The sequence below is a fragment of the Micromonospora sp. NPDC003197 genome, from assembly GCF_053590565.1.
The window spans coordinates 163,071-186,405 of the sequence record NZ_JBSFTE010000011.1 but is presented as its reverse complement, the minus strand read 5'-3'; the positions used below and the strand labels follow the sequence as shown (position 1 = coordinate 186,405).

The 23,335-nt window shown below is 67.6% G+C and carries 22 protein-coding genes; 17 read left to right on the top strand and 5 right to left on the bottom strand.

Features of this window, described 5'->3' with window-relative positions:
* Nucleotides 1-167 precede the first annotated feature (167 nt).
* The gene (locus ACWDV4_RS15055) at nt 168-494 is read left to right on the top strand and encodes a DUF2249 domain-containing protein (protein WP_449978632.1); all 327 of its coding nucleotides are present in this window, start codon (nt 168-170) and stop codon (nt 492-494) included.
* Between the two features lie 443 nt (nt 495-937).
* Here ACWDV4_RS15055 and ACWDV4_RS15050 read toward each other — a convergent pair whose 3' ends face one another.
* The gene (locus tag ACWDV4_RS15050; RefSeq protein WP_449978714.1) at nt 938-1,852 is read right to left on the bottom strand and encodes a carbohydrate kinase family protein; all 915 of its coding nucleotides are present in this window, start codon (nt 1,850-1,852) and stop codon (nt 938-940) included.
* Nucleotides 1,853-2,153: 301 nt separating this feature from the next.
* Here ACWDV4_RS15050 and ACWDV4_RS15045 point away from each other — a divergent pair, with 301 nt between their 5' ends.
* Nucleotides 2,154-3,401, top strand: a complete 1,248-nt coding sequence (locus ACWDV4_RS15045; protein WP_449978630.1) for an RNA-guided endonuclease InsQ/TnpB family protein — start codon at nt 2,154-2,156, stop codon at nt 3,399-3,401.
* Here ACWDV4_RS15045 and ACWDV4_RS15040 read toward each other — a convergent pair.
* Nucleotides 3,377-4,285, bottom strand: coding sequence for an AraC family transcriptional regulator (locus ACWDV4_RS15040; protein ID WP_449978627.1), 909 nt, complete (start codon nt 4,283-4,285; stop codon nt 3,377-3,379). The two genes, ACWDV4_RS15045 and ACWDV4_RS15040, sit on opposite strands and share 25 nt — an antisense overlap.
* Before the next feature lie 202 nt (nt 4,286-4,487).
* Between ACWDV4_RS15040 and ACWDV4_RS15035 the strand changes: the two genes are divergently transcribed.
* The 13 genes from ACWDV4_RS15035 to ACWDV4_RS14975 all read left to right on the top strand — a co-directional run bounded on the left by ACWDV4_RS15035 (nt 4,488) and on the right by ACWDV4_RS14975 (nt 18,137).
* Nucleotides 4,488-5,558, top strand: a complete 1,071-nt coding sequence (locus tag ACWDV4_RS15035; RefSeq protein ID WP_449978624.1) for a zinc-dependent alcohol dehydrogenase — start codon at nt 4,488-4,490, stop codon at nt 5,556-5,558.
* A 342-nt stretch (nt 5,559-5,900) separates the two neighbouring features.
* Entirely contained in the window at nt 5,901-6,824 is a 924-nt protein-coding gene (locus tag ACWDV4_RS15030) for an ABC transporter permease (RefSeq protein WP_449978622.1), read from the top strand.
* Nucleotides 6,821-7,729 (top strand): ABC transporter permease, encoded by a 909-nt coding sequence (locus ACWDV4_RS15025; RefSeq protein ID WP_449978620.1) that lies wholly within the window; start codon nt 6,821-6,823, stop codon nt 7,727-7,729. The genes ACWDV4_RS15030 and ACWDV4_RS15025 overlap by 4 nt, the downstream gene beginning before the upstream one ends.
* Nucleotides 7,729-8,757 carry an ABC transporter ATP-binding protein gene (locus ACWDV4_RS15020; protein ID WP_449978618.1) on the top strand — a complete coding sequence of 343 codons (1,029 nt, stop codon included), beginning with the start codon at nt 7,729-7,731 and terminating at the stop codon, nt 8,755-8,757. The genes ACWDV4_RS15025 and ACWDV4_RS15020 overlap by 1 nt, the downstream gene beginning before the upstream one ends.
* The gene (locus tag ACWDV4_RS15015) at nt 8,750-9,610 is read left to right on the top strand and encodes an ABC transporter ATP-binding protein (RefSeq protein WP_449978616.1); all 861 of its coding nucleotides are present in this window, start codon (nt 8,750-8,752) and stop codon (nt 9,608-9,610) included. Before ACWDV4_RS15020 ends, ACWDV4_RS15015 begins: the two co-directional genes overlap by 8 nt.
* 39 nt (nt 9,611-9,649) lie before the next feature.
* Nucleotides 9,650-11,191 carry an ABC transporter substrate-binding protein gene (locus ACWDV4_RS15010; RefSeq protein ID WP_449978613.1) on the top strand — a complete coding sequence of 514 codons (1,542 nt, stop codon included), beginning with the start codon at nt 9,650-9,652 and terminating at the stop codon, nt 11,189-11,191.
* 105 nt (nt 11,192-11,296) lie between these two features.
* A complete protein-coding gene (locus ACWDV4_RS15005) occupies nt 11,297-12,226 on the top strand; it encodes a DUF6772 family protein (RefSeq protein ID WP_449978610.1) in 930 nt (309 codons plus the stop codon).
* 38 nt (nt 12,227-12,264) lie between these two features.
* A complete protein-coding gene (locus ACWDV4_RS15000; RefSeq protein WP_246446714.1) occupies nt 12,265-12,588 on the top strand; it encodes a DUF6385 domain-containing protein in 324 nt (107 codons plus the stop codon).
* A gap of 62 nt (nt 12,589-12,650) precedes the next feature.
* Nucleotides 12,651-13,979, top strand: coding sequence for an FAD-dependent oxidoreductase (locus ACWDV4_RS14995; protein WP_449978608.1), 1,329 nt, complete (start codon nt 12,651-12,653; stop codon nt 13,977-13,979).
* 23 nt (nt 13,980-14,002) lie between these two features.
* Nucleotides 14,003-15,439, top strand: a complete 1,437-nt coding sequence (locus ACWDV4_RS14990) for a mannitol dehydrogenase family protein (protein ID WP_449978605.1) — start codon at nt 14,003-14,005, stop codon at nt 15,437-15,439.
* 10 nt (nt 15,440-15,449) lie between these two features.
* Nucleotides 15,450-16,409 carry a DUF6772 family protein gene (locus ACWDV4_RS14985; protein WP_449978603.1) on the top strand — a complete coding sequence of 320 codons (960 nt, stop codon included), beginning with the start codon at nt 15,450-15,452 and terminating at the stop codon, nt 16,407-16,409.
* On the top strand, nt 16,409-16,735 hold the full coding sequence (locus ACWDV4_RS14980) for a DUF6385 domain-containing protein (RefSeq protein ID WP_449978600.1): 327 nt from the start codon (nt 16,409-16,411) through the stop codon (nt 16,733-16,735). The genes ACWDV4_RS14985 and ACWDV4_RS14980 overlap by 1 nt, the downstream gene beginning before the upstream one ends.
* 190 nt (nt 16,736-16,925) lie before the next feature.
* The gene (locus tag ACWDV4_RS14975; protein ID WP_449978599.1) at nt 16,926-18,137 is read left to right on the top strand and encodes a LacI family DNA-binding transcriptional regulator; all 1,212 of its coding nucleotides are present in this window, start codon (nt 16,926-16,928) and stop codon (nt 18,135-18,137) included.
* Nucleotides 18,138-18,206: 69 nt separating this feature from the next.
* Here the strand turns inward: ACWDV4_RS14975 and lipB are convergent, their stop codons facing one another.
* The gene (gene lipB, locus ACWDV4_RS14970) at nt 18,207-18,860 is read right to left on the bottom strand and encodes a lipoyl(octanoyl) transferase LipB (RefSeq protein ID WP_449978597.1); all 654 of its coding nucleotides are present in this window, start codon (nt 18,858-18,860) and stop codon (nt 18,207-18,209) included.
* A 136-nt stretch (nt 18,861-18,996) separates the two neighbouring features.
* On the bottom strand, nt 18,997-20,826 hold the full coding sequence (locus ACWDV4_RS14965) for a DUF2079 domain-containing protein (protein ID WP_449978711.1): 1,830 nt from the start codon (nt 20,824-20,826) through the stop codon (nt 18,997-18,999).
* Nucleotides 20,827-21,383: 557 nt separating this feature from the next.
* Between ACWDV4_RS14965 and ACWDV4_RS14960 the strand changes: the two genes are divergently transcribed.
* Entirely contained in the window at nt 21,384-21,911 is a 528-nt protein-coding gene (locus ACWDV4_RS14960) for a hypothetical protein (RefSeq protein ID WP_449978595.1), read from the top strand.
* A 20-nt stretch (nt 21,912-21,931) separates the two neighbouring features.
* A complete protein-coding gene (locus ACWDV4_RS14955) occupies nt 21,932-22,324 on the top strand; it encodes an SCO5389 family protein (protein ID WP_449978592.1) in 393 nt (130 codons plus the stop codon).
* 52 nt (nt 22,325-22,376) lie between these two features.
* Here ACWDV4_RS14955 and ACWDV4_RS14950 read toward each other — a convergent pair whose 3' ends face one another.
* Nucleotides 22,377-23,276, bottom strand: coding sequence for a TIGR01777 family oxidoreductase (locus tag ACWDV4_RS14950; protein ID WP_449978590.1), 900 nt, complete (start codon nt 23,274-23,276; stop codon nt 22,377-22,379).
* Nucleotides 23,277-23,335 lie beyond the last annotated feature (59 nt).

Sequence of the window (23,335 nt, the reverse complement as noted above, 5' to 3'; positions counted from 1 at the left end):
CGCATTCTGGACGGTCGACTGAGGTCGGCGGAGAGTCGCCGTGCGCGGGCTGGGACGCCTCGCGGGGCGGCCGGAGCACGCGGATGAAGGGGGAGGGCTGGAGCTGGAGGCTGCACCACTGGCCCGCCGATTTGTTTTCACAATGTTCTGTCGTATAAAAGGGGTGGGTGTCGGCTAGTGGGCCGCACCGTCGGGGTCCGTCCAGGGGTCGACGGCTCCGGACAGCATCGAGGAGATCCGCCAAGGCCACTGAGGACCGACAGATCGACGTCCGCACCGAGGCTCCCGCCCGGCGCCACGACCTGATCTTCAGCACCTACGCTGCACTGGCTGCGGGGGAGACGTTCGTGCTCGTCAACGATCATGACCCGAAGCCGCTGCACCACCAGTTCGCGGCCGAGCACGCAGGTCAGTTCAGCTGGGACTACCTGGAGTCGGGGCCGAGTACCTGGCGGGTGCGGATCGGGCGTCCCGATCCTGTTGCCGGTGAGTAGCCGTCGGAGGGCGGGCTAGGGGCGACCCCGGTACATGCCGGCTGTGTGGGCATCTTCTGATCGAAGAGGTCCTCTTCGATGATCGGGGTTGCCCGTGGTGGAGGCTGGAGTCGCTCCCGTTTCGTATTCACGGCCCGGCCATGCATGATCCGTTTGACCGGTACCCGACCGCGGCCCTTGACCGGCACAGGTGCGACTTTGTGGTCAGCCGATCCCCCAGCGGGGGCCGTCGACGACCTGACGGCGGTCTCACCACCGCCGCGTCGACCAGGTGGTCCCGCGAGAACGCGAGCGCTCAGCCAGTTCACTCCGGCTCAGGCCCCTGTCCTCGCGGGCCACTCTGACCACTGGCCACTCTGACGACTGCCGCGAGACCCTTCAGCTTGCGCGCGGCGAACGCGGGCTTCGTCCCAGCTCCGCCGCGCAGGGATGAGTGGGCGTGGCTACGCCGCAGCGGGTTCCCGTAGCCGGGACAGGGGCGGCATCGCCGTGGCCCCGCCCCTGGTTTCGCAGGCGAGCGAGCCCGCGCGGACGGCGAACGCGACGACGCTGCGCCACTGCTCCTCGGTGGTGGGAAGGCCACCGGTAAGCAGGGCGAAGTTCAGCGCGGCCATGGTCGCGTCTCCAGCACCGGTGGCATCGATCGCGTGGACGGGCGGGGGAGTGACGAAGAACTCGGCGTCGGCGACGAAACCGAGCGCGCCCCGCGCACCGAGGGTCACCACCACGGCTCCCGCGCCGAGGCTGAGCAGGTGCTTCGCCGCAGCGGTGGCGTCGAGGTCGAAGAGCAGCCGCGCGTCCGGTTCGCTGAGCTTCACGAGGTCGGCGGTGGACGCGAACCACTCGATGGTCGCCCGCAGCGCCGCGGGGTCGTCGAGCAGGTCGGGCCGTACGTTCGGGTCAATGGTGCGCAACGGACCCGGGGTCGCCCACGCGGCCTTCGTCGCGGCCAGGGTCGTCGGCTCCAGCAGGGCGATCGACCCGCAGTAGAGCGTCCCGGCCCCGGCGATCACGTCGAGGTCCACCGGGTCGAGCAACCCGTACGAGGGCGGGTTGCCGTAGAAGGCGAACTCCGGCTCCGCCCCGTGCAGGCTCGTCACCGCGAGCGTGGTCGGCACGTCGACGCTGACGCAGCCGCTGTGGTCGACGCCCTGCTCGGTGAGCAGGGCACGGATCCGGTCGCCGAACGCGTCGGAGCCGAGCGAACCGACGAACCTGGCCTCGGCTCCGAGCCGCGCGATCCCGCAGGCCACATTGAGGGGCCCGCCGCCGACCATCGGCCGGAAGACCCGCTCGCCGGCAACCTCGACCTCGAAGAGATCGACCAGCGCCTCACCCAGAACCACCGCGTACGGCATCACCGCAGGTCTCCGATCAGCGCGTCCGCGCCACCGTGCTCGAGTGGGTCGGCCGCGTGCGGGACGGCCATGACTGGCGGCAACTCGAGCGCAGCGCTTGCGAGCCGTTTCCTCGTCAGCCAGTCGTTCACCCTCGGGTCTGCTGTCATCGGATTCCTTCCGTGGATACTCCGGCCTTCAGGCCGGAAAGGAAACGGAAATCCTGCGGTGCAGGGCAGGGATAGCCGATCCGCCGCCAAGGCGGATCAGCGTCTGCCCGCATGTCACCGCGAGGTTCACCGGTATGCGCGGTAGCGTGTGAGTGATATCCAGAACTGTGAAGCGGGCGTTCAAGTGCCGCTTCTACCCGACCGGGGCGCAGGCAGTAGAGCTGTCGCGTACGTTCGGTTGTGTCCGGAAGGTCTACAACATGGCGTTGCAGGCCCGCACCGAGGCATGGACCCTGCGGCAGGAACGGATCAACTACAACGCCACCAGTGCGATGCTCACCACGTGGAAGAAGACCGATGAGTTGGCGTTTCTCAACGAGGTCTCCTGCGTGCCGTTGCAGCAGGTTCTGCGGCACCTGCAGGCCGCGTTCACCAACTTCTTCGCCAAACGCGCCCGGTACCCGAGCTTCAAGTCCAGGAAGAAGTCCCGCAAGTCGGCGGAGTACACCACGAGCGGCTTCCGCTACAGCGACGGGCGGCTGATCCTGGCGAAGATGGCCGAACCGTTGGACATCGTGTGGTCGCGGCCGTTGCCCGAGGGGGTATCGCCGTCGACCGTGACGGTGTCGCAGGACGCTGCTGGACGCTGGTTCGTGTCCCTGCTGTGCGACGACGTGATCGCCCAGACGGCCGCCGCCGGCCAGGTCGGGATCGACGTCGGGCTTGACAGCCTGCTCACCCTCTCCACCGGGGAGAAGATTACCAACCCGCGCCATGAACGTGCCGACCGTGGCCGGCTCGCCCGCGCCCAGCGTCGGCTCGCCCGCAAGCAGAAAGGGTCGATCAACCGGGCCAAGGCCCGGCTGAAGGTGGCCCGTGTTCACGCCCGGATCACCGACCGCAGGCGGGATCACCTGCACAAACTGACTACTCGGCTCGTTCGTGAGAACCAAACGATCGTGATCGAGGACCTGATTGTGCGAAACATGGTCAGAAACCACGCCGTTGCCAGGGCGATCAGCGATGCGGCCTGGCGGCAGTTTCGCACTCTGCTCGAATACAAAGCCGACTGGTACGGCCGGAACCTGGTCGTGGTGGACCGATGGTTCCCGTCGTCGAAACTGTGTTCGACGTGTGGTGCGCTTGTTGAGCGGATGCCGCTGGACGTGCGGTCGTGGACCTGCCGATGCGGCAGTGTCCATGATCGGGATGTCAACGCGGCCCGTAACATTCTGGCGGAGGGGCTCTCCGTTACCGCCTGTGGAGCCGGTGTGAGACCCCGACGGGCGGATGCCCGGATGAGGCAGTCGGTGTCGAAGCAGGAAAACCCAAGGGCGACCAAGGGAATCCCCGCCCGTCAGGGCGGCGGAGGATGTCAATGTGACTCCGCTCTTTGCTGACGTGGCGTCTTGCCGTAGGTCCGGAGGAACTGCCGGTTGAAGTTGGAAAGATTGGCGTAGCCGACGGTCGTCGCAATCGTGGTGATCGGCTTGTCGGTGCTCTTCAGCAGATGGCAGGCCTGTGTCAGACGCAACTGGCGCACCATGTCGGTGAACTTCTGGCCGCTGCGCGCCTTGAAGTACCGAGAGAACGCCGAGTCGCTCATCGTTGCGATCCTGGCGGCGTCGTGGAGTCGCACGCCGGTGGCGAGGTTCTCGAATATGTAGTCGATTGCGCGGCTCATGGGTTCGGAAGGACCTCCGTCGTCGAACTGGGGCACCCAGGCTCGTACGACGGGCGTCGCGTCCTCAAGGGACGCCTCGGCGAGGATTCGTAGGAGGTCCAGGGCCCGGACAACACGCTCCGCGCCCTCGGCGGCGTCTCGGATCGCGAGGAGAGCGTCCGTGGCGCGGGTGCGGGCCGCGCCGTGGAACTCAATTCCCCGGCCGGATCGCCGCAGGAGAGAGTCGAGCACCCGCAGCTCTGGCATCGCGGCCTGGCATGCCCTTATCCAGCCGTCGGTGAAGTGGAGTACGGCGTGGGCGTCCGTCAGGTGCTCGTCGGGTTCCCGGTCGGCGATCCAGGAGTGCGGCAGATTCGGCCCGATCAGCATGAGCTGACCGGGATCGTAGGACCCGATGGCGTCGCCGAGGATGAAGCGGCCCGATGACCTGAGGATCAGATGCACCTCGTACTCGGGGTGGTAGTTCCACGAGGCGAACGGGTGGGGCTCGTCGTGCACGTAGAACCGGAACGACGAGGTGCCGTCCAGCGTGATCACTTCGCGGGAGGCGGGACGGCGAAGCTTCGCCTTGGCGATGGTTGCGGTGCTATTTTCGGACATTTGGCCTATTCCATCCGATGTCCTGGTCTCATCTGGCACGACGACCTCGATCCAGCCGTTGCGGCCCGCAAGAAAGTATCAGAACTCGGTTTGCGAGGTCATACCCTGGCCGGCCCGTCCGCCGGAGAGTAGTGCCCAGCCCGAGAAAGGAACGGGACCAGGGTCGAAAGCCCTGGTAGTGCGAGGGACCGAAGGTGGAGCGGTGGGAACGAGCGCGACGATGCGTCAGGTGCGGGTGGCGGGGCTGAACGACGTGACGGTCGTCGACTCGCCTGTCCCGGACGTCGGACCAGACCAGGTGCGAGTGGCGGTGACCTATGCGGGCATCTGCGGCTCGGACACGCACGCCATCGCAGGTCATCACCCGTTCCTGCGCCCGCCCTACCTGCCCGGGCATGAGCTGTGCGGCGTCGTTGACTGCGTCGGCGCGGGTGCTGACCCCTCCCTTGTCGGCAAGCGGGTCGTCGTCAGGCCGAACGTCGAGTGCGGCGAGTGTGTCAACTGCCGGGCCGGCCGCATCAACGCCTGCCAGCAGCTTGCCTGGATCGGGTGTGACTCCTCGGGCAAGCTCGCCGGTGGCATGGCCGCCTACGTCGTCGCCCCGGCGCGCAACATCATCCCGGTGCCCGACGAGGTCTCGGACCTCGACGCCGCGCTGGTCGAGTGTCTCGCCACGCCCGTGCACGCGGCCCGGATCGCCGGTGACCTGCACGGCGCGAACGTCGTCGTTCTCGGTGCCGGCACGGTGGGGATCCTCTGTGTGGTCGCGGCCCGTGCGGCGGGTGCCGCCACCATCGTCGTCACCGACCTCGAGCCCGCCAAGCGCGAGCGAGCGCTGAAGCTCGGTGCCGACGCGGCCGTGGACGCCGCCGACCCGCAGTTCGCCACGGCGGTCCGCCGGGCGTACGACGGCGGGCACGCGGACGTGGTGTTCGACTGCGTCGCCATGGAGGTGTCGATCCGTCAGGCATTCGACGTGCTGCGGCGCGCGGGGACGCTGCTCGTCGTAGGTGTGCCGCCCCGTGCGGGAAGCGTGCCACTGCCGGAGGTGCAGGACTGGGAGATGCGCATCCAGGGCTGCGCCAACTACACCGCGGCGGACATGCAGACCGCGATCGCGATCGCCGTGGCCGGGGGACTTCCCAGCGAACAGATCGTCAGCACCGTCTTCCCGGTCGAGGAGGCCGCTGCGGCCTTCGCGGCTGCGGCCAACGGCAGCGTAGGCAAGATTCTCGTGACGCCACGTAGTGATCTCGGGACACACCGGAGATAGGGGTTGGCCGCCGTCTCCGTGTTGGACACCGTGACGGCGGCACCCAACGGCAACCAGACGGTCCCGGATTCGATCCATAACCGGAGAGGGTAAGCGCTCTGACATCGCTGTCATGACTGGGCCTCCCTGCGTGCTGTCCACGAGCCAAGGCAATATCTCAGTTCAGCATCAGCGCTTTTGCTGCGGCAGGTGGCCGACTACTGTTCCGGCCGTGACACCGTTGTCAATCCAGCGCTCATGTCCAGTCGCGACGACCGAGGCTGCGCGGACGACGAGACCCGGGGTCAGGGACGTCCGGCGGTTTCGGGATCAGTCCGGATTTCGAGGAAGGGGTGGTGGGTAGTGCTCGGCTACGTGATCCGGCGTCTGGGGCTCGCCGTCTTCGTGCTCTGGGGCGTGGCCACCGCGGTCTTCGTCATCGTCCGGCTCGTCCCGGCTGACCCAGCCCTGCTTATCGCCGGCTCGGACGCCTCCCCGGAGCAGCTCGCCGCGCTGCGCCAGAAACTGGGGCTCGACGAGTCGATACTCGTGCAGTACGGGAAGTTCCTCGGCGGCGCCGTGACCGGCGACTTCGGCGACTCGTTCCAGCAGCGGGTCCCGGCGATGGATCTGATCGTGCAGGTGCTGCCCAACACCGCCCTCCTCGCCGTCCTGGCCTGCGCCCTCGCCCTGGTACTCAGCTTCCCCCTCGGGCTGCTGGCCTCGCTGCGCGTGAACGGTCTGGTCGACCGGACCGTGACCACCGGGTCGCTGTTCACCCAGGCGCTGCCCAACTTCTGGATCGGCGTCGTACTGCTGCTGGTCTTCTCGCGGGAGCTGAAGTGGCTGCCCAGCGTCGGCCTCGACAGCTGGAAGAACCTGATCCTGCCCACGATCGTGCTGGCGCTGCCGTTCGTCTCGGTGCTGACCCGGATGATCCGCAACGGTCTGCTCGAGGTGATGGGCGAGGGCTACATCCAGACAGCGCGGGCGAAGGGCCTGTCGGAACGGATCGTGATCTTCCCGCATGCCATCCGGAACGCCGCGATCCCCGTCGTCACGATCGTGGGCCTGCAGTTCGGCACGCTGCTCGGCGGTGCAGCCGTCACCGAGACCGTCTTCACGTTTCCGGGGATCGGCAGGCTCCTTGTCGAGTCCCTCCAGGGGCGGGACTACAACGTCGCGCAGGCCTGTGTCCTCGTGATCGCAGCCGTCTTTGTGTTCATCAACCTCGTAGTGGACCTGACCTACGGGTTCCTCGACCCACGAGTGAGGCTCGCGAAGTGACCGCCACCGCACCCGCCGCCACCGCACCCGCCCCCGCCGTCAACTCGACGATGCGGCGCGCCCGCCGGGCCCGCCGGGGCGTCACCGTCCGCATCGTCGTGCCGTTGGTCGTCATCGGCCTGATCGTGGTCGGTGCCATCGTGGTTCCGCTCGTCTACCAGTACGACCCTCTGCAGGCAGACCTCCTGTCCCGACTGAAGCCGCCGGGGACGGTGACGGCGGAGGGCGGCACCGCGATCCTGGGCACCGACCAGATCGGTTCGGACCTCTTCGCGCAGATCATGGCCGGCGCTCGTGTCTCGCTCCTCGTCGGTGTGGCGACGCTCGTCATCTCGGGCGTCATCGGGGTGCTGCTGGGGTTGCTCGCCGGGCACTTCGGTGGCTGGCTCGACGCGCTGCTCATGCGCATCGCCGACATCCAGCTGGCGTTCCCGTCCATCCTGCTGGCGATCCTCGTCGCCTCGGTGCTCGGCCAGGGCGTCGGGAACATCATCCTGGTGTTGTCGATCTCGAACTGGGTCGTGTTCGCCCGAGTGGCCCGCAGTCAGGTCCTCGGGCTGAAGAACCGGGAGTACGTCGAGGCGGCGCGCACTCTGGGTGCCGGCAACTGGCACCTGATGTTCCGTACGCTGCTGCCGGGCTGCATGGCACCCGTCATCGTGGTGGCGACCACCCAGTTCGCCCAGGTGATCCTCACCGAGGCGTCACTGTCGTTCCTCGGTGTGGGCGTGCCGCTCGGCACCCCGAGCCTGGGCAGCACCATCTACAACGGCACGCAGTACCTCTCGACCGCCTGGTGGATCTCGACCCTTCCCGGCATCGTGCTGGTCATCCTCATGCTGGCCTTCGGGATCCTCGGCGACGCCCTGCGTGACAAGTTCGACCCCAGGCTGCGGAGCGCATGATGACGAAGACACCACCGGGCACCGCCCCGTTCACGGACGCGCCACTGCTGAGCGTGCAGGACCTGACGGTGGAGTTTTCCACCGCGGCGGGGGTGGCCCGCGCACTTCACAACGTCAGCTTCGACGTCCAGGCCGGCGAGACACTCGCCGTCCTCGGCGAGTCCGGCTGCGGCAAGTCGACCATCGCCCAGTCGATCATGGCGTTGCTGCCGAAGCCGGCTGGCTCGATCGTCGGCGGCAAGATCCTCTACAACGGACGCGACTTGGCTGCCGAGCGCGTCCCCGCAGTGCGCGAGCTGTGCGGCACGGAGATCGCCATGATCTTTCAGGACCCGCTGAGCTCGCTGAACCCGGTGTTCCGCGTGGGTGCCCAGGTAGCGGAGCCGTTCCGGCGCCGCCTCGGGATGGGCCGCCGGGAGGCCTGGGCGAAGAGCCTGGAACTTCTCAAACGCGTCGGCATCCCCGATGCCGAGACCCGGATCCGCGACTACCCCCATCAGTTCTCCGGGGGCCAGCGGCAACGAATCATGATTGCGATGGCGCTCGCGCTCGGGCCGAAGCTGCTCATCGCGGACGAGCCGACGACGGCGCTGGACGTCACCGTCCAGAAGCAGGTCCTGTCGCTCCTCGCCGACCTCCAGGCAGAGACCGGCATGGCGATGATCCTGATCAGCCACGACCTCGGAGTGGTCGCCGACGTGGCCACTCGCGCGGCCATCATGTACGCCGGTCGGATCGTGGAGACGGGCACGGTACGGGACATGTACGACCACCCGGCGCACCCGTACACGAAGGGGCTGCTCGAGTCGATCCCGAGCCAGTCGAGCATCGGGGGACGGCTGAAGCCCGTCGTCGGATCGCCGCCGAATCTCCTGGACCTGCCGAGCGGTTGCGCCTTCAACCCGCGGTGCCCGTTCGCGGCCGACCTGTGCCGGGAGCAGGTACCGGCACTGCGCACACCGACGACGTGGCCAGCCGGCCACGAGGCCGCGTGCCACGTTTCCGAGGAGGTGCTGACTCATGGCTGAGGCCGAGTCCGCCCCGCTGCTGCGCGTAGCGCACCTGAAGGTCGCCTACCCGATCCGGTCGTCGCTGCTACAGCGTCAGATCGGTGCGAACGTCGCCGTCAGCGACGTGACCTTCGACATCAACCCGGGCGAGACGGTCGGGCTCGTCGGCGAGTCAGGTTCCGGCAAGTCGACGGTCGCGCGCGCCGTGATCGGCCTGGTGAAGCCGGACGATGGCGTGATCGAGTTCGAAGGGCGGAACATCACTGGCTACTCCCGGAAGCAGTTGAAGTCCGTCCGGCGCGATATGCAGATGGTCTTCCAGGACCCGTACGCCTCGCTGAACCCTCGGCTGACGGTCCGCGACCTGATCGCCGAGGGCTGGCGGGTGCACCGCGACATCGTGCCGCGCGACCAGTGGACGGCCGAGGTCAAGAAGCTGATGGATCGCGTCGGCCTCAACCCCGACTACTCGAATCGCTATCCCCACCAGTTCTCCGGTGGTCAGCGACAGCGCATCGGGATCGCCCGAGCGCTCGCCCTGCGGCCCAAAGTGATCATCTGCGACGAGCCGGTCTCCGCGCTCGACGTCTCCGTCCAGGCACAGGTGCTGAACCTGCTCGACGACCTGCAGGAAGAACTCGGACTGGCTTACCTCTTCATCTCGCACGACCTGTCCGTCATCGAGCACCTCTGCGACCGCGTACTCGTCCTGCACCACGGCCACGTGGTGGAACAGGGCAATGCGCGCGAGATCTTCGAACACCCCCGACACGAATACACCAAAGCACTACTGGCCGCCGTGCCAGTCGTGCGCCCATGGCTGGAGCAGGCCGACGAAGGCCGTCACCCCACCGGTGAACCCGCAGCCTAGGTCGGGCAGAAATAAAGGCACATTTACGAAGGAGAAGCAATGATGCGCTCCCGTAAGGGACTGGCGGGGATCGCTGCGGCGGCCACCGCCCTCGCCTTGGCGCTCGCCGGCTGCAGTAGCGGCGGCAGTAGCGGCGACGGTACGTCCGGCGTGCGACTGCCGGACGAACAGCAGAATCTGACCTACGTCCTGAACTATGGATGCACGAGCCTCGACCCCACCGAGAACTTCGACAACTGCCGCATGCAGATGGGCACCAACGTGTTCGACACGCTGGTGACGCTTGACAGCAAGTCACAGCCCCAGCCAAAGCTGGCGAGTTCCTGGACGTGGACGGACCCGACCACGCTGCAGTTCAAGCTCCGTACGGGGGTGACCTTCAGCGACGGCACGCCGTTCACCTCCGCCGACGTCAAGGCCACCTTCGACCGCTACATCGCCATGAAGTCGGTGCTCGCCACGCAGTTGGCGGTCGTCAAGTCCTACACCGCGGACGACCCGACGACCTTCACCATTCGCACCAGCGCTCCGACCGGGACGCTGCTGGGCGTTCTCTCGATGATCTTCATCGGCCAGGAGGCGCACGCCAGTGAAGACAGCTACTGGGCCAAGCCGATCGGCACCGGGCCGTTCGTCATCAGCGACTTCGTCGCGAACGACCACATCACGCTGACCCGCAACGACAGCTACTGGGGCACCAAGGCGCAGCTCAAGACGCTGACGTTCAAGGTCGTCACCGACACGAACGCCAGGATCACGGCGCTGTCCAACGGTTCGGTGCAGGTGGTCGCCGGCGTGACCAACGACCAGATCCCGACGGTGCAAGAGATGTCGGACGTCACCTTCTCGCAGATCCCCAGCTACACGTACACGTTCCTGTGGTTCCAGAACAGCCGCGCCCCGTTCAACGACGTCAAGGTGCGTAGGGCCCTGTGGCAGGCGCTCGACCTGGAGAAGATCGTCAAGGCGCTCCTGGGCGAGACGGCGGACACGATGACCGCGCTCTGCCCGTCCGCGGCCTTCGGCTGCGTGCCGCCCACGAACGCCCCGAAGCACGACCCGGCGAACGCGAAGAAGCTGCTTGCCGAGGCGGGCTACCCGAACGGGTTCAGCACCACCATCGACTACAGCGTCGCCAACACGGGTTACGACCAGATCATCGCGGCGATGATCTCCGACTGGAAGGCCATCGGCGTCACCGTCGCCCCGAAGTCGGACGACCAGGCAACCTTCCTGAAGAACATCGCCAGCCCCGGCGACTTCGACATGATCGTGAACTCGAACCTGACCACCACTGGCGACGCGGACTTCACCCTGAACCGCCTGTACCCGTGCAACGCGAAGCGCCTCGGCTACTGCAACCAGGAACTGGACGCGCTGCTGGCCAAGGCCCGCGAGACGACCGACTTGGAGCAGCGCAAGCCGCTGTACCAGCAGATCGCCAACATCCTGGCCGAGGACGTGCCCGGCATCGGGCTGTTCGAGAACAACATCAACGTGGCGGCCAAGAAGACGGTGCAGGGCCTGAACCTCACGCCGACGGAGAACTACGACTGGAGCACGGTCTACCTGACCGAGTAGTCCGAGCCGGTGGGCGTGGGGACGAGCAAACCCGCGACCGTCCCCATGCCCACGGCCGCAATCTCCAACTGTCCCGCAGTCAGATCCTGAACGTGGAGCCTCTCGATGCAGAAATTCCTCAGCTACGACCGCGGTCTCGAGCGCTTCAACCCGCTCGCTCGCGTCATCACATACGACGACTTCGACACCGGGTTCAACGGCTGGTTGGATCTGACGCCCAACTACGTCTACGACAACTACGAGTCGTTCCCCAGTGTCGTGGACCTTTCGAGTTGGGCACCGAACCAGCTCAGCTCAGGGGCGATGCGGTTCGCCTCGTCGCATGGCTCGATGGAGGGCACCTACTCCCTCAAGCTCACGACGGCGCCGACCGGACGGCCACACACCGAACCGCCGGCGCCGGGCTCGATGGGGCACGCCATCAAGCGGCTCTCGAGTTTCGGCAACCCGAGCCTGATCCAGATCGAGGCCTGGTACTCGTACACACCCGTACAGGACCGCGAGGGCAAGGGCGAGGAGGACATCCGCGCGATTGGCTTCTTCTTCGACGTGCAGGATCCCGAGTACCGGTACATGCCGGGCGTGCGCTACGTGAACTCGCTCGGTGGCGAGCTTGTCAAGAAGTGGCAGTTCTACCAGGTGGGCCCGGATGTGACGCCGGAGGACTGGAACTTCGGTGTCGCCGACGGCTGGTGCGTCCCCGGGATCGACAACCAGTGGTACGGCCGGAGGTTCGCCGACGGCTCCGGTGACGGGTACCAGTGGGTGCCGGGGGGCGAGCAGGACCTGCTCTACAACGAGAGCCCCGACAAGATCAACTGGCTCTACCTGCGGCTGACGGTGGACGTCGAGAAGCGCGAGTACGTCGAACTGCAGAGCATGGACAAGGTCTTCGATCTGCGCGGAATCTCGCCCACCCTCGTGCCGGGCTACCACTCGATCGACAACCTCATCAACCCTGTCTTCTTCGTCGAGACCGATACGAACCGTTCCGTCAATCTCTACATCGACTCCGTCGTGTACTCGACCGAGTGATGCAGGGTCCGGACCGTCACCTCTGAGAGACAGGAAAAATGCAGACAACCAACACATCGGTTCTCGCCCGGCGGGTGAGGATCTCCGACGATTTCGCGACGCTCGCCTACGAGGCAGGTTGGGCGACCGAAGCGGTGTTCTTCGTGCAGACCGAGGGCGACCATCCCGACCTCACCGTCGCGGTGGAGGTTTCGCCGGACGGCGTCAACTGGATCCGCCGGGCCGGCGCGACACTTCCTGCCTCGCAGTCGCTCGTGGACGTGCCCGTGGCGTCGTTCGGGAACTGGTTGCGGGTCGTCATCACTGGTGCGACAAGCGAGCAGCCCGCGCGGGTGCTCGTTCACGTGAATCTTAAGGGCTGAGCAGGTGCGGGACATGGCGGCGACCTCGCCGCCATGTCCCACACCGCATCAATGGAGTGAGAGTGTTCATCACCGAACCACCCCGGGATGTTCCGGTCGTCGGCAGCTTTGACGTCGTCGTCTGCGGCGGCGGCCCCGCGGGCCTCACCGCCGCTGTGGCGGCGGCCCGCAACGGAGCCAGGACGTTGCTGATCGAGCGGTACGGCTTCATCGGCGGCATGTCGACCAGCGCGCTGGTCACTCCGATCAGCGAGTTCCGCCACAACGGCAAACAACACATCGGCGGAATCCCCTTCGAACTCCTGCGGAACGCGGCCGAGCTGGGCGGTGCCGACGTCTCGCGCGACAGCGGGAACTACCCGATCAACGACGAGATCCTGAAGCTCGCGGCGCAGCGGCTTCTGCTCGACAGTGGCGTGACGCTGCTCTACCACTCCTGGGTGTCCGGCTGCATTACGGACACCGGTCGCGTCACCCACGTCATCGTGGAGAACAAGGCGGGGCGGGTCGCCTACGAGGGCAAGGTCGTCATCGACTGCACGGGTGACGCCGACATCGTGCGGGCGGCTGGCTTCGAGACCATCAAGGGTGACGTGTTGCAGCCCGCCTCCCTGTGGTTCCAGCTCGGTGGCGTGGACACCGACGCGCTGGCCCCGCTCTTCGGGGACGCCGTCAACGGCGTCCTGCCGGTCTCCGACGTTATTCGTGGCAGGCTCGCCGAGCTCAATGCGCAGGGGAAGATCCCAGTCTTCGGTGGCCCGTGGATCAACGGGTTCTTCCACGACGGAATGGTCAGCATCAACCTGCTGCGGGAGGCCACCGACGCCAGCGACCCGGAGTGGTTCACCCGCACCGAATGCAGCCTGCGTGAGAACCTGCACATGATCATCGAGGTCATGCGCGAGAACTTCCCGGAGTTCAAGGACTGCTGGCTGGCGAAGTCGGGCATCCAGACGGGCGTCCGCGAGACCTACCACATCGTGGGCCTCTACCAGCTCACGAAGGACGACATTCTCCACCCCAAGGCGTTCCCCGACACGATCGCCAAGGGCGCGCACGTCATCGACATCCACCAGAACGACAGCATCGACCAGAACGAGCTCGTGCTCCCCAAGCAGGAGTACAACGTCCCCCTCAGGTGCCTGGTGCCCCGGGGCAGCATCAACCTCATCACCGCTGGGCGTTGCCTGTCCGCCGACGGGCCCGGATTCGGCTCGGTGCGCGTGATGGCGACCTGCATGGCGATGGGGCAGGGGGCCGGCACCGCGGCGGCCCTCGGTGTGGAGAAGGGCTACAGCATGTCGGACGTGGACTTCGACGTGCTCCGGCAGCGGCTCATCGACCAGGGCGCAATCGTCGACTTCGACAACGTGAACCAGGGAGTGAGGTAGCGGTGAAGCGTCTGGGGAGGTCCGTGCTGGGACTGCTGCCGGACCACGTTGCCGTGCCGCAGTACGACGACACGGACGTACAGGTCGGGATCGTGCACTTCGGCGTGGGCAACTTCCACCGATCGCACCAGGCCAGGTATCTCGACCAGCTGATGAACGCCGGGCTGGCCCGAGACTGGGCGATCTGCGGGGTGGGCCTGCTGGAGGGCGACGCGCGGATGCGCGACGCCCTGCTCGGGCAGGACGGTCTCTACACCCTGACCCTGCGTCACCCCGACGGTACCGACGAAATCTCGGTCATCGGCTCGATCCCCCGCTTCCTGTACGCCCCGGAGCAGCCCGAGGCGGTGCTGGAACAGCTGGTCTGCCCCGACGTGCGCATCGTCTCGCTGACCATCACCGAAGGCGGGTACGTCGCCGACCCGATCAACGGCAAGAACCCCGAGGATGATCCGCTCGTCGCGGCGGAGGTCGCCAGCGGCTTGGCGCAGCCGCGCACCGCGTTCGGCTGGATCGTCGCGGCGCTGCGCGAACGGCGGGCCCGGGGCATCGCCCCGTTCACGGTGCTGTCCTGCGACAACATCCCCGACAACGGGCAGGTATGCCGGCTGTCCGTGGAAGGTGTCGCCCGCCTGGTCGACCCGCAGTTGGCGGAGTGGATCGCCGCCGAGGTCGCCTTCCCCGCCACGATGGTCGACCGCATCACCCCGGTCACCACGCCGGCCGACCTCGACCGCACCCGGGAGCTGCTCGGGGTCGAGGACGCGTGGCCGGTGGCCAGTGAACCGTTCACCCAGTGGGTCGTCGAGGACCACTTCCCGACCGGGCGCCCACCCCTGGAGCAGGTCGGCGTCACCCTCACCGGCGACGTCGAGCCGTACGAGGCGATCAAGCTGCGGCTGCTCAACGGCGCGCACCAGGCGATGGCCTACCTTGGGCAGCTGGCCGGCTTCACCTATGTGGACGAGGCCTGCGCCGACCCGCAGTTCGCCAGCTGGGTGCGGGCGTACATCGAGCGCGAGGGGGTGCCGACCCTCACCGTGCCCGACGGCTTCGACCTGCCTGGTTACATCGAGCAGCTCTTCGAACGCTTCGGCAACCCACAGGTGCGCGACCCGCTCGCGCGGCTGTCCGTGGACACCTCCAACCGCATCCCCAAGTTCGTGCTGCCCGTCGTGGCGGACCGGCTCGCCGCCGGTTCGTCCTGCCCGGTCGGCGCGGCCGTGATCGCGGCCTGGCGAGCCGGCTGCCGGCTGGCGGCGCAGGGGCGGTTCACCCTCGACGACGCGGCCGCCACGTCGCTGGTCGCCGCCGCCGGCGGCGACCGTCGCGACTTCCTCACGCAGGTTCCCACCCTCGCCCCGTTCGCCGCGAACCCGGGTTTCGTCGCCGCCTTCGAACGCGCCGCCGACCTGCTCGATCGCGGCGGCCCGGACGCCCTGATCGACGGCATCAAGTAAGGCGGTTGTCATGCACAAAGTCATCTCGTTCGAGCGCGGGCTCAGCAGGTTCAAACCCCTTGAGAACGTCGTCGTCTACGACGACTTCGATCTCGGCTTCAACGGCTGGCTCGACCTGACGCCCAACTTCGTCGGTCCCGGGTTCCAGCAACAGTCGTCGCGACTCGACCTCGGCTCCTGGGGCCCGGCTCAACTCAGTGCCGCACCGATGCGCTTCGCTGCCTCGCACGGCTCCATGGAGGGCACGTACTCGCTGAAGCTCCCCACCCGGGCGGCTGCCGGTCCGTACGAGCAGCCCCCGATCAGCGGCAGCATGAGCACAGTGATCAAGCGGCTGTCGCTGAATGACCCGGACGCGCGCTACGTGCAACTCGAGGCGTGGTACAGCTACACGCCGCACCAGGACCGCGAGGGCCTCGGCGAGGAGGACATCCGCGCCTTCGGGATGTGGTTCGACATCCAGGACGGGGAGCACCGCTGGCAGCCCGGGGTCCGGTACGTGAATTCCGTCAACGGCGAGCTGGTCAAGAAGTGGCAGTACTGGCAGGTCTCCGACGGCGTGACCAGGCAGCAGTGGACCGGGCTGGAGAACGGGTGGGAGCAGGTCGGGATCGACGCCCTCTGGTGCGGTCGTCGCTACGGCGACGGCTCCGCCGACGGTTTCCAGTGGATCCCGGGCGGCGCGCAGCAACTCGTCTACAACGAGAGCCCCGACAAGCTGAACTGGATGTACATGCGACTGACCGTTGACGTCGTCGCTCGCGAGTATGTCGAGTTCCAGAGCGTCGACAAGGTCTTCGACCTGCGCGGACTCAAAGCCACCCTGTCGCCCAAATACGCCGGCATCACCCAGCTCATCAATCCCGTGTTCTACATCGAGGCGGGGGCGGACCGGATCGTGAACATGTACCTCGACTCGGTCGTCTACTCGACCGGTGCCACTTTTCCCGCGAAGCGAGGAGCGATCTGATGCTCACCTCCGCCACCACGCTCGTCGAGCGACGCACGGTGCTCACCGGCGACTTCGGAACGCATCCATACGAGGCGGGATGGGCCACCGAGGCGCTGTTCTACGTGCGGACCGAGGGGCCCCATCCCACGCTGACCATTCAAGCGCAGGTCTCACCTGACGGTGTGGACTGGCTGGACCGCGGTGCGCGGCTGACCCTGCCAAGCGACCGCTCGCTGATCGACGTGGAACTGTACGGGTTCGGCACGTGGATCCGCCTCTTCATCACCGGTTCCACGCCCGAGCAGCCGACGACATTGTTGGTGCATCTGGCGCTCAAGGGCTGACCGGCCCATCCGGAGCAGGATCGAGGCGTGCGATGCGACTGACTGCCGACCGCCCAATTCGCCGCGTCTGGCAAGGGAATCAGCGAAGCGGTGCTTGCCATGCCCGAGTCCTCCGCCGCTAACATGGACTGTCGCATCCGGGGATCGATGTTGTGATTCTGTGAGTGAATCTATGAGGAGACAGGCATCGATGTCAGAGCGACTCGAGGCGCCCCGCTACGCAACGATGCGCGACGTTGCGGCGCTGGCGGGAGTCGGCGTGAAGACGGTGTCGCGAGTGCTCAACGGCGAGCCGAACGTTTCCGATCAACTGAGGGAGCGGGTCAATCGCGCGGCCGCCGCCCTCAACTATGAGCTCAACGTCTACGCCGGAGGCCTGCGGCGCGCGGGCGCGCGCACCAATGCGATCGGGCTGATGCTGGAGAGCGTCGACAATCCTTTCTCCGCCGCGATCCATCGAGGCGTCGAGACCGTGATGCGCCGACACTCGATCGTCGTGCTCGCGGAAAGTTTCGACGAGGACCCGGGCCGTGAGCGAACCGTCGTCAGGGATTTCCTGCGGCGGCGCGTCGACGGCCTCATCCTCACCACCGTCTCCCACGATCAGGCGTACCTCTCGGCCGAAGTCGCCCGTGGCACGTCGATCGTCTTCGTGGACCGCCCCGCCGTGTCCGTCGCGTTCGACTCAGTCGTCTCCTGCAACTTCGACGGTGCGCTCATCGCGACCCGCCACATGCTGCAGCACGGCCATCGGCGGCTCGCTTTCATCGGCGGCAACCAGCAGATCTGGACGCTCCGTGAACGGCGGCGCGGCTTCCTCGACGAGCTCGACCGCTGGAACATCGAATGCCCACCAGCCCACGACGTCACGGGCCTACTCGGCGAGGAAGAGGCGCGGCTCGCGGCGCACGCCATGCTCGACGCCCCCGATCCGCCGACGGCTATCTTCCCGACGCAGAACCGCTTGGTCGTCGGCGTCGTACGTGCGCTGCATGAGCGTGGTGTTCAGCATCGTGTGGCCATGGTCGGGTTCGACGATGTCGAGCTTCTCGACCTGCTCGATCCGGGCGTGACCGTCATTGCCCAGAACCCGCATCGCCTGGGCGAGCTCGCGGCCGAGCGACTACTCGCACGAATGGCGCGCAAGCCGCTCGAACTGGAGACGCTCAGGGTCCCGACGACGCTCGTCAAGCGCGGATCGGGGGAGATTCCGGGCCCACACGCCGACGCGGTGGACATACCTCGCCCCATGGGGAAGCAGGCCGACCGAGCGTTGCGCGACGCGGGCACCGCAACGGTGCCGGCAGGGACGAGTGAGTGCTATCCGAACGAGGTTACGCCGGCCACTACCAGGGGCGCGGCGTCCGCATCGGGCGCTGCGGTTGCCGCCCCCACGGTCTGACCGACGCGCCTTCGACCTTGCCCGAGTACGGATCGAACGGCGGCCCGTACCCGGTGGGCTGATCCTGGGCTAGCCAGCCAGCGTGGCCAGGTGGCGCTCGACGACCGGGAGCACCTCGGCCACGGTGACCGGGCGGCCCAGTTCGGCGGTGAGCGAGGTGACCCCGGCGTCCCGGATGCCGCACGGCACGATCCGGTCGTAGGCGGTCAGGTCGCAGTCGCAGTTGATGGAGAAGCCGTGCTGGGTCACGCCCCGGGCGACCCGGATCCCGATCGCGGCGACCTTGCGGGCCGGTCCCCGGTCGTCCTCGGGCACCCAGACCCCGCTGCGGCCCTCGACCCGTCCGGCCGCCAGGCCCAGCTCGGCGCAGACGTCGATCAGCAACTGTTCGGTACGGCGGACGTAGGCGACGACGTCGACCGGCTGTCCGTTGTCCGCCCCCGGGAGCTTCATGATCGGATAGCCGACGAGCTGCCCCGGGCCGTGCCAAGTGATCTTGCCGCCCCGGTCCACGTCGACCACGGGTGTGCCGTCCATCGGCCGATCCCACGGTTCGGTGCGCTTGCCCGCCGTGTAGACGCTCGGGTGCTCCAACAGCAGGACGGTGTCCGGCCGCTCGTTGGCGACCACGTCCGCGTGCAGGCGACGCTGCTCGTCCCACGCGGTCTGATAGTCGACAACCCCGAGTCGTACGGCCACCAGGCCGGAAGTCGTACTGGTCACGACGCCCAGCCTAGCCCCGTTCGTTGATCCGACCACCGGTGACAACGATCACCGGCGGTCGCGTCGGGAGTAGCGGTCCAGGTCACCAGCGGTCGCGCCGCAGGCCAACGGTCGCGTCGGCGGTCGGTGGCCTGTGTCAGGCGGGCGGTACCCGCCAGAGCCAGACGTCCTCGACCCGTTCCGGCGGGCCGAACAACTCGGTCGCGGTCTGCCGCAGCGCGTCGGTGTGGATCGGGAACTTCGCCCCGTGCACCTGGTCGGCGAGAATCACCACCTCGACCCGCCAGTAGTGCAGGTCGGCGCGGGCCTCGGCCCGGTCGGCGTTGGTGATGGTCGGCACGATCCCGGTCTCGGCCGCACGCAGCAGCACCGCGTCGGTGTAGCGGGGCACCGGACCGATCTTGCCCCGACCGTCCGGCCCGCCCGGCCCGAGGAAGAACCCGGACGGGATGGCGAATTCACCCTGCCGGTGGGAGAGGGCGTACGCCTGCCAGCGCTGCCCGTCCGGCGTCACGTCGAGAGTGAGCGGCAGCGGCGTCAGTACCCCGCCCGGAGAGACGTACTCCCGCCAGGTACCGGAGGTGATGAACCTCGGGATCGGCTCCCGTTCGACGGTCAGCAGCGGGGTGGGCAGCAAGGGGATCAGGGCCAGCGCGAACGCCGCCGCCCAGCCGAGGCGTACCGGACGGCGCTGCGGTCGGTTGGCGATGAGCTGGTCCACCGCGTACGCCAGCAGCAGTCCGATGATCGGTGCCACGACCAGCGCGAGCCGGGACGGTAGCGCGGCGTTGACCACCGGCAGCTTCCCGAGCAGGGCGAATGGCAGCGGGATATCGGTGTGCTCGCCGAAGATCTTCACGCGTGGCCCCCAGGACAGCACGGTGAAGGTGAGGGCGGTGACGCCCAACGCGCGGAGCGTGGCGCGTCGGCCGGCGTCGGCGTACCGCCACAGCAGGACGAAACAGCCGATGGTGAGCAGCAGCAGCGGTATGCCGAAGAAGGAGTTCTCCTCGGTCGGGTTGGGCGCCAGCGAAGTGTCCAACCCGAGCGCGCCGGCCAGTGACCGTTGCGGGAACGCGCCGTAGGCGGCGATGTCCTCGGCGTGGATGACCGGGTCGAAGCCGGTGCCGTGGAACCGTTGCGGCCCGAAGAAGTGCAACCACAACGGGTACGACAGCAGCGCGAACGCCGTGGCCGCAGCGATGCCGAGCCCGCGTAGGAAGTCGGGTAGGGCGGCCCGGACTTCGGCGCGCCGGGACGGGGTGAATGCCCAGACACCGCAGAACACCCCGAGGGCCAAGGCCGTGAAGAAGAGTCCTTCGGCGGCGATGGAGAAGGCGATGGCGATGAGTACGCCGAGCACGAGGCCGTTGCGCAGCCAGCGCCCCGGTTGCCGCAGCCGCAGCACCCACCAGACGAGGATCGGCACCAGCCAGCCGGCGGACCAGTTCAGGTGGGCGTTGGCGTGCGACACCATGCCGGGCGCGAAGCCGATGAAGAGGCCACCGAGCAGGGCGGCCAGCGGGCTGCGGAGCAGGTGTCGGGAGAGCAGCCAGTACCAGGCGAGCGCGGTGGCGGCGAGGTTGAGCGTGAGGATCACCAGGAAGGTGGCGGGCGGGCCGATCAGGTAGGTCAGCGGGGCGAACACCACGGCGTACACGGTGATCGAGGTGTTGACCGCGAGGTTGACCCCGTCCGGGACGTTTATCAGGTACGTCAACAGCGGGTTCTCGCCGTGGGTGAGGGCGTGCGCGCCGAATGCCAGTAGCCACTCGAAGAGGGCCTGATCGCTGGAGTTCACGGTGATCGCCCGCTGGTTGGGTGCGCCCCACAGTCCACTGGTCACCCAGGCCGCGAGGGCGAGCGCGGTGACCACGGCGATCAGGTCGAGCCGACGGTTCCGCCGGGGGGCGGGCGGGGCGCCCGACGACTCCTGGGACGGGTTGGCGAGCGGGGACGGCGGGATCGGCACGGCCGGAGGTTACCAACAGTCGGGCGACACGCCCATGTCACGCGCCAACTTGACGTGCTTATTGAAAATGACTATCACTTCTAAGGTAGCCGAAGGTGCCTGGAAGGACGCGTACCGTGAAGATCTGTTTTGTCGGTAAGGGCGGTAGCGGCAAGACCACCCTGGCCGCCCTCCTCATCCGGCATCTTGCCGCCGCCGAGGACCTCGGCGTGGCCTGCTACCGGGATGTGGGCCCGTGCTCCGCCCTTCAGCTTCAGGGCGGGAGTGAAGGCCCGTACGGGGAGGGCTGCCAAGGCCCGAGCCATGGCATTGACCGTGGTAGCGTCGCGTCGGGCTCTGGTGATAACGAAGTCGGGGCCCGACGTACCACCGTCGCCGCAGGGCTTGTGGAGACGGAAAACGCCTGTGGAGCGGACGTAAGACCGGGGCAACCTCCGGCGGATCGCGGTGAAGCAGGAACCCACCCGGGCGTTGCGCGTTCCGCGCGTAGCGCGGAGGGAATCCCCGCCATTCATGACGGTGGAGGAAGTCAACACTCCAAGGTCGGTGCCGTGGAGCTGATCCTCAACCACCTGGTCGATGGCCCCGGCGAGTATGTCGTAGTCGACATGACCGCCGGGGTCGACTCGTCCGCCTCCGGGCTCTTCACCCGCTTCGACGACCTTCCTGGTCTGCGAACCGACCCTGCGCAGCGTCGGCGTCTACCGGCAGTACGTCGGCCACGCCCGCGACTTCGGCGTCCGGGTGCACGTCATCGGCAACAAGGTCGACGGCGACACCGCGAGTTCCTATGCGTACACGTCGGTGCCGACCTGCTCACCTGGATCGGTCGCTCGGGCTACGTCAAGGCCGTCGAGCGCGGCACACCGCAGCCGATCACCGCGCTGGGGCCGGACAACCGGGCCGCCCTCGAACTCATGTGCGCCACCGTCGACATGGACTGGGCCACCTACACCCGGCAGGCGGTGGAGCTCCACCTGCGCAACGCCACCGCCTGGGCCAACGACCGGGTCGGCGAGGACGTCGCCGGCCAGGTCGACCCGGACTTCGTACTCGGGCCGGAACCGCTGGTCCGTTGATCCACATCGAAGGAGAGAAGATGTCCCTCGACGTATCCGCCGCTCTGCTGGAGCGAGCCGAGGCCGGTCAACTCGACGACACCGAGTTCGTCGACTGTGTCCGGCAGTCCCTGCCGTACGCCTGGGCGGTGGTCTCCGACGTGGCCGAGCGCTCGCGCGGCACGATCGCCGACTTCGCCGACCACGCCGTACCGCCGCCGAGTGAGGCCGAACGGGGCCAACTGTTGCGCGCCCTGGCCAGCGACGCGATCCGGGGCAGTCTGGAACGCCACTTCGGGGTGAAACTGGCCTTCCAGAACTGCCACCGGGTGGCCGCGTTCAAACTGTCCGCAGTCGGTGGCGAAACCTACCAGCGGTTCATCTCACCACTGGCCCAGGTACGCAACCAGTCGCCGGAACTCCGCAACTGCTGAGGTGTTAGGAAGGGCCCCTTCCTATCGTTTTTTGCATAGGAAGGGGCCCTTCCTAACCAGCAAGCGCGGCGCGCAGCGCCCCCGGCAGGTCCGGGTGCTGGAAGGTGAAGCCGGCCCGGTTCAACACCCCCGGCAGGACCCGGGTGCTGCTCAACGCCTCGACGGAGAACTCACCCAGCAGGATCCGCAGCGCGATGCTCGGGATCGGCATGATCGCCGGCCGGTGCAGGGCGGCGGCCAGCGCCTTGGTGAACTCGGCGTTGGTGACCGGTGCCGGACCCACCACGTTGACCGGCCCGGCGATGTCCTCGCGGTCCAGCAGGAACAACATCGCGTCGAGCCAGTCGGCCATCGACAGCCACGGGATCCACTGCCGGCCGCTGCCGAACCGCCCCGCGATGCCCAACCGGTACGGCAGTAGCTGCGGCTTCAGCAGGCCACCGTCGCGATGCAGGGGCAGGCCGGTGCGCAGCCGGACTACCCGTACCCCGGCGTCCTCGGCCGGGCCGGTCGCTGCCTCCCACACCCGGCACAGGTCGGAGAGGAAGCCCTCGCCGGCCGGGGCGTCCTCCTCGACGGGCTGGTCGCCGGTGTCGCCGTACCAGCCGACCGCCGAGGCGTTGAGCAGGGCCCGGGGCCGGTCGGCTGGGGCCAAGCCGGCGATGGTCCGGGCCAACGTGGTGGTGGTGTCGACCCGGCTGGAACGCAGCACGTTCTTGTAGTGGCTGGTCCACCTTTTGTCGCCAACGCCCGCGCCGGCCAGGTTGATCACCACGTCGACCCCGGCCAGGGCGGCTGGGTCCAGTTGCCCGGTCGACGGCTGCCACCGGACCTCGTCGGGGCGGGTCACCGGCCGACGGACGAGCCGGATGATCTCGTGCCCGTCGGAGCGGAGACGGTCGACCAGCCGAGTGCCGAGGAAGCCGGACGCGCCGGCGGTAAGGATCCGCATGTCCGTATCTTCGCCCACGCCGTACCGCCAGCCCATGTCAGCACCGATAAACAGGCCGG

Bases quoted from the DNA above. Each gene is read 5' to 3' on its own strand.
- ACWDV4_RS15050 (WP_449978714.1), bottom strand. From the start codon at position 1,852: ATGCCGTACGCGGTGGTTCTGGGTGAGGCGCTGGTCGATCTCTTCGAG.
- ACWDV4_RS15040 (WP_449978627.1), bottom strand. From the start codon at position 4,285: ATGTCCGAAAATAGCACCGCAACCATCGCCAAGGCGAAGCTTCGCCGT.
- ACWDV4_RS15020 (WP_449978618.1), top strand. From the start codon at position 7,729: ATGACGAAGACACCACCGGGCACCGCCCCGTTCACGGACGCGCCACTG.
- ACWDV4_RS15015 (WP_449978616.1), top strand. From the start codon at position 8,750: ATGGCTGAGGCCGAGTCCGCCCCGCTGCTGCGCGTAGCGCACCTGAAG.
- ACWDV4_RS15010 (WP_449978613.1), top strand. From the start codon at position 9,650: ATGATGCGCTCCCGTAAGGGACTGGCGGGGATCGCTGCGGCGGCCACC.
- ACWDV4_RS15005 (WP_449978610.1), top strand. From the start codon at position 11,297: ATGCAGAAATTCCTCAGCTACGACCGCGGTCTCGAGCGCTTCAACCCG.
- ACWDV4_RS15000 (WP_246446714.1), top strand. From the start codon at position 12,265: ATGCAGACAACCAACACATCGGTTCTCGCCCGGCGGGTGAGGATCTCC.
- ACWDV4_RS14985 (WP_449978603.1), top strand. From the start codon at position 15,450: ATGCACAAAGTCATCTCGTTCGAGCGCGGGCTCAGCAGGTTCAAACCC.
- ACWDV4_RS14980 (WP_449978600.1), top strand. From the start codon at position 16,409: ATGCTCACCTCCGCCACCACGCTCGTCGAGCGACGCACGGTGCTCACC.
- ACWDV4_RS14975 (WP_449978599.1), top strand. From the start codon at position 16,926: ATGTCAGAGCGACTCGAGGCGCCCCGCTACGCAACGATGCGCGACGTT.
- ACWDV4_RS14955 (WP_449978592.1), top strand. From the start codon at position 21,932: ATGTCCCTCGACGTATCCGCCGCTCTGCTGGAGCGAGCCGAGGCCGGT.
- ACWDV4_RS14950 (WP_449978590.1), bottom strand. From the start codon at position 23,276: ATGCGGATCCTTACCGCCGGCGCGTCCGGCTTCCTCGGCACTCGGCTG.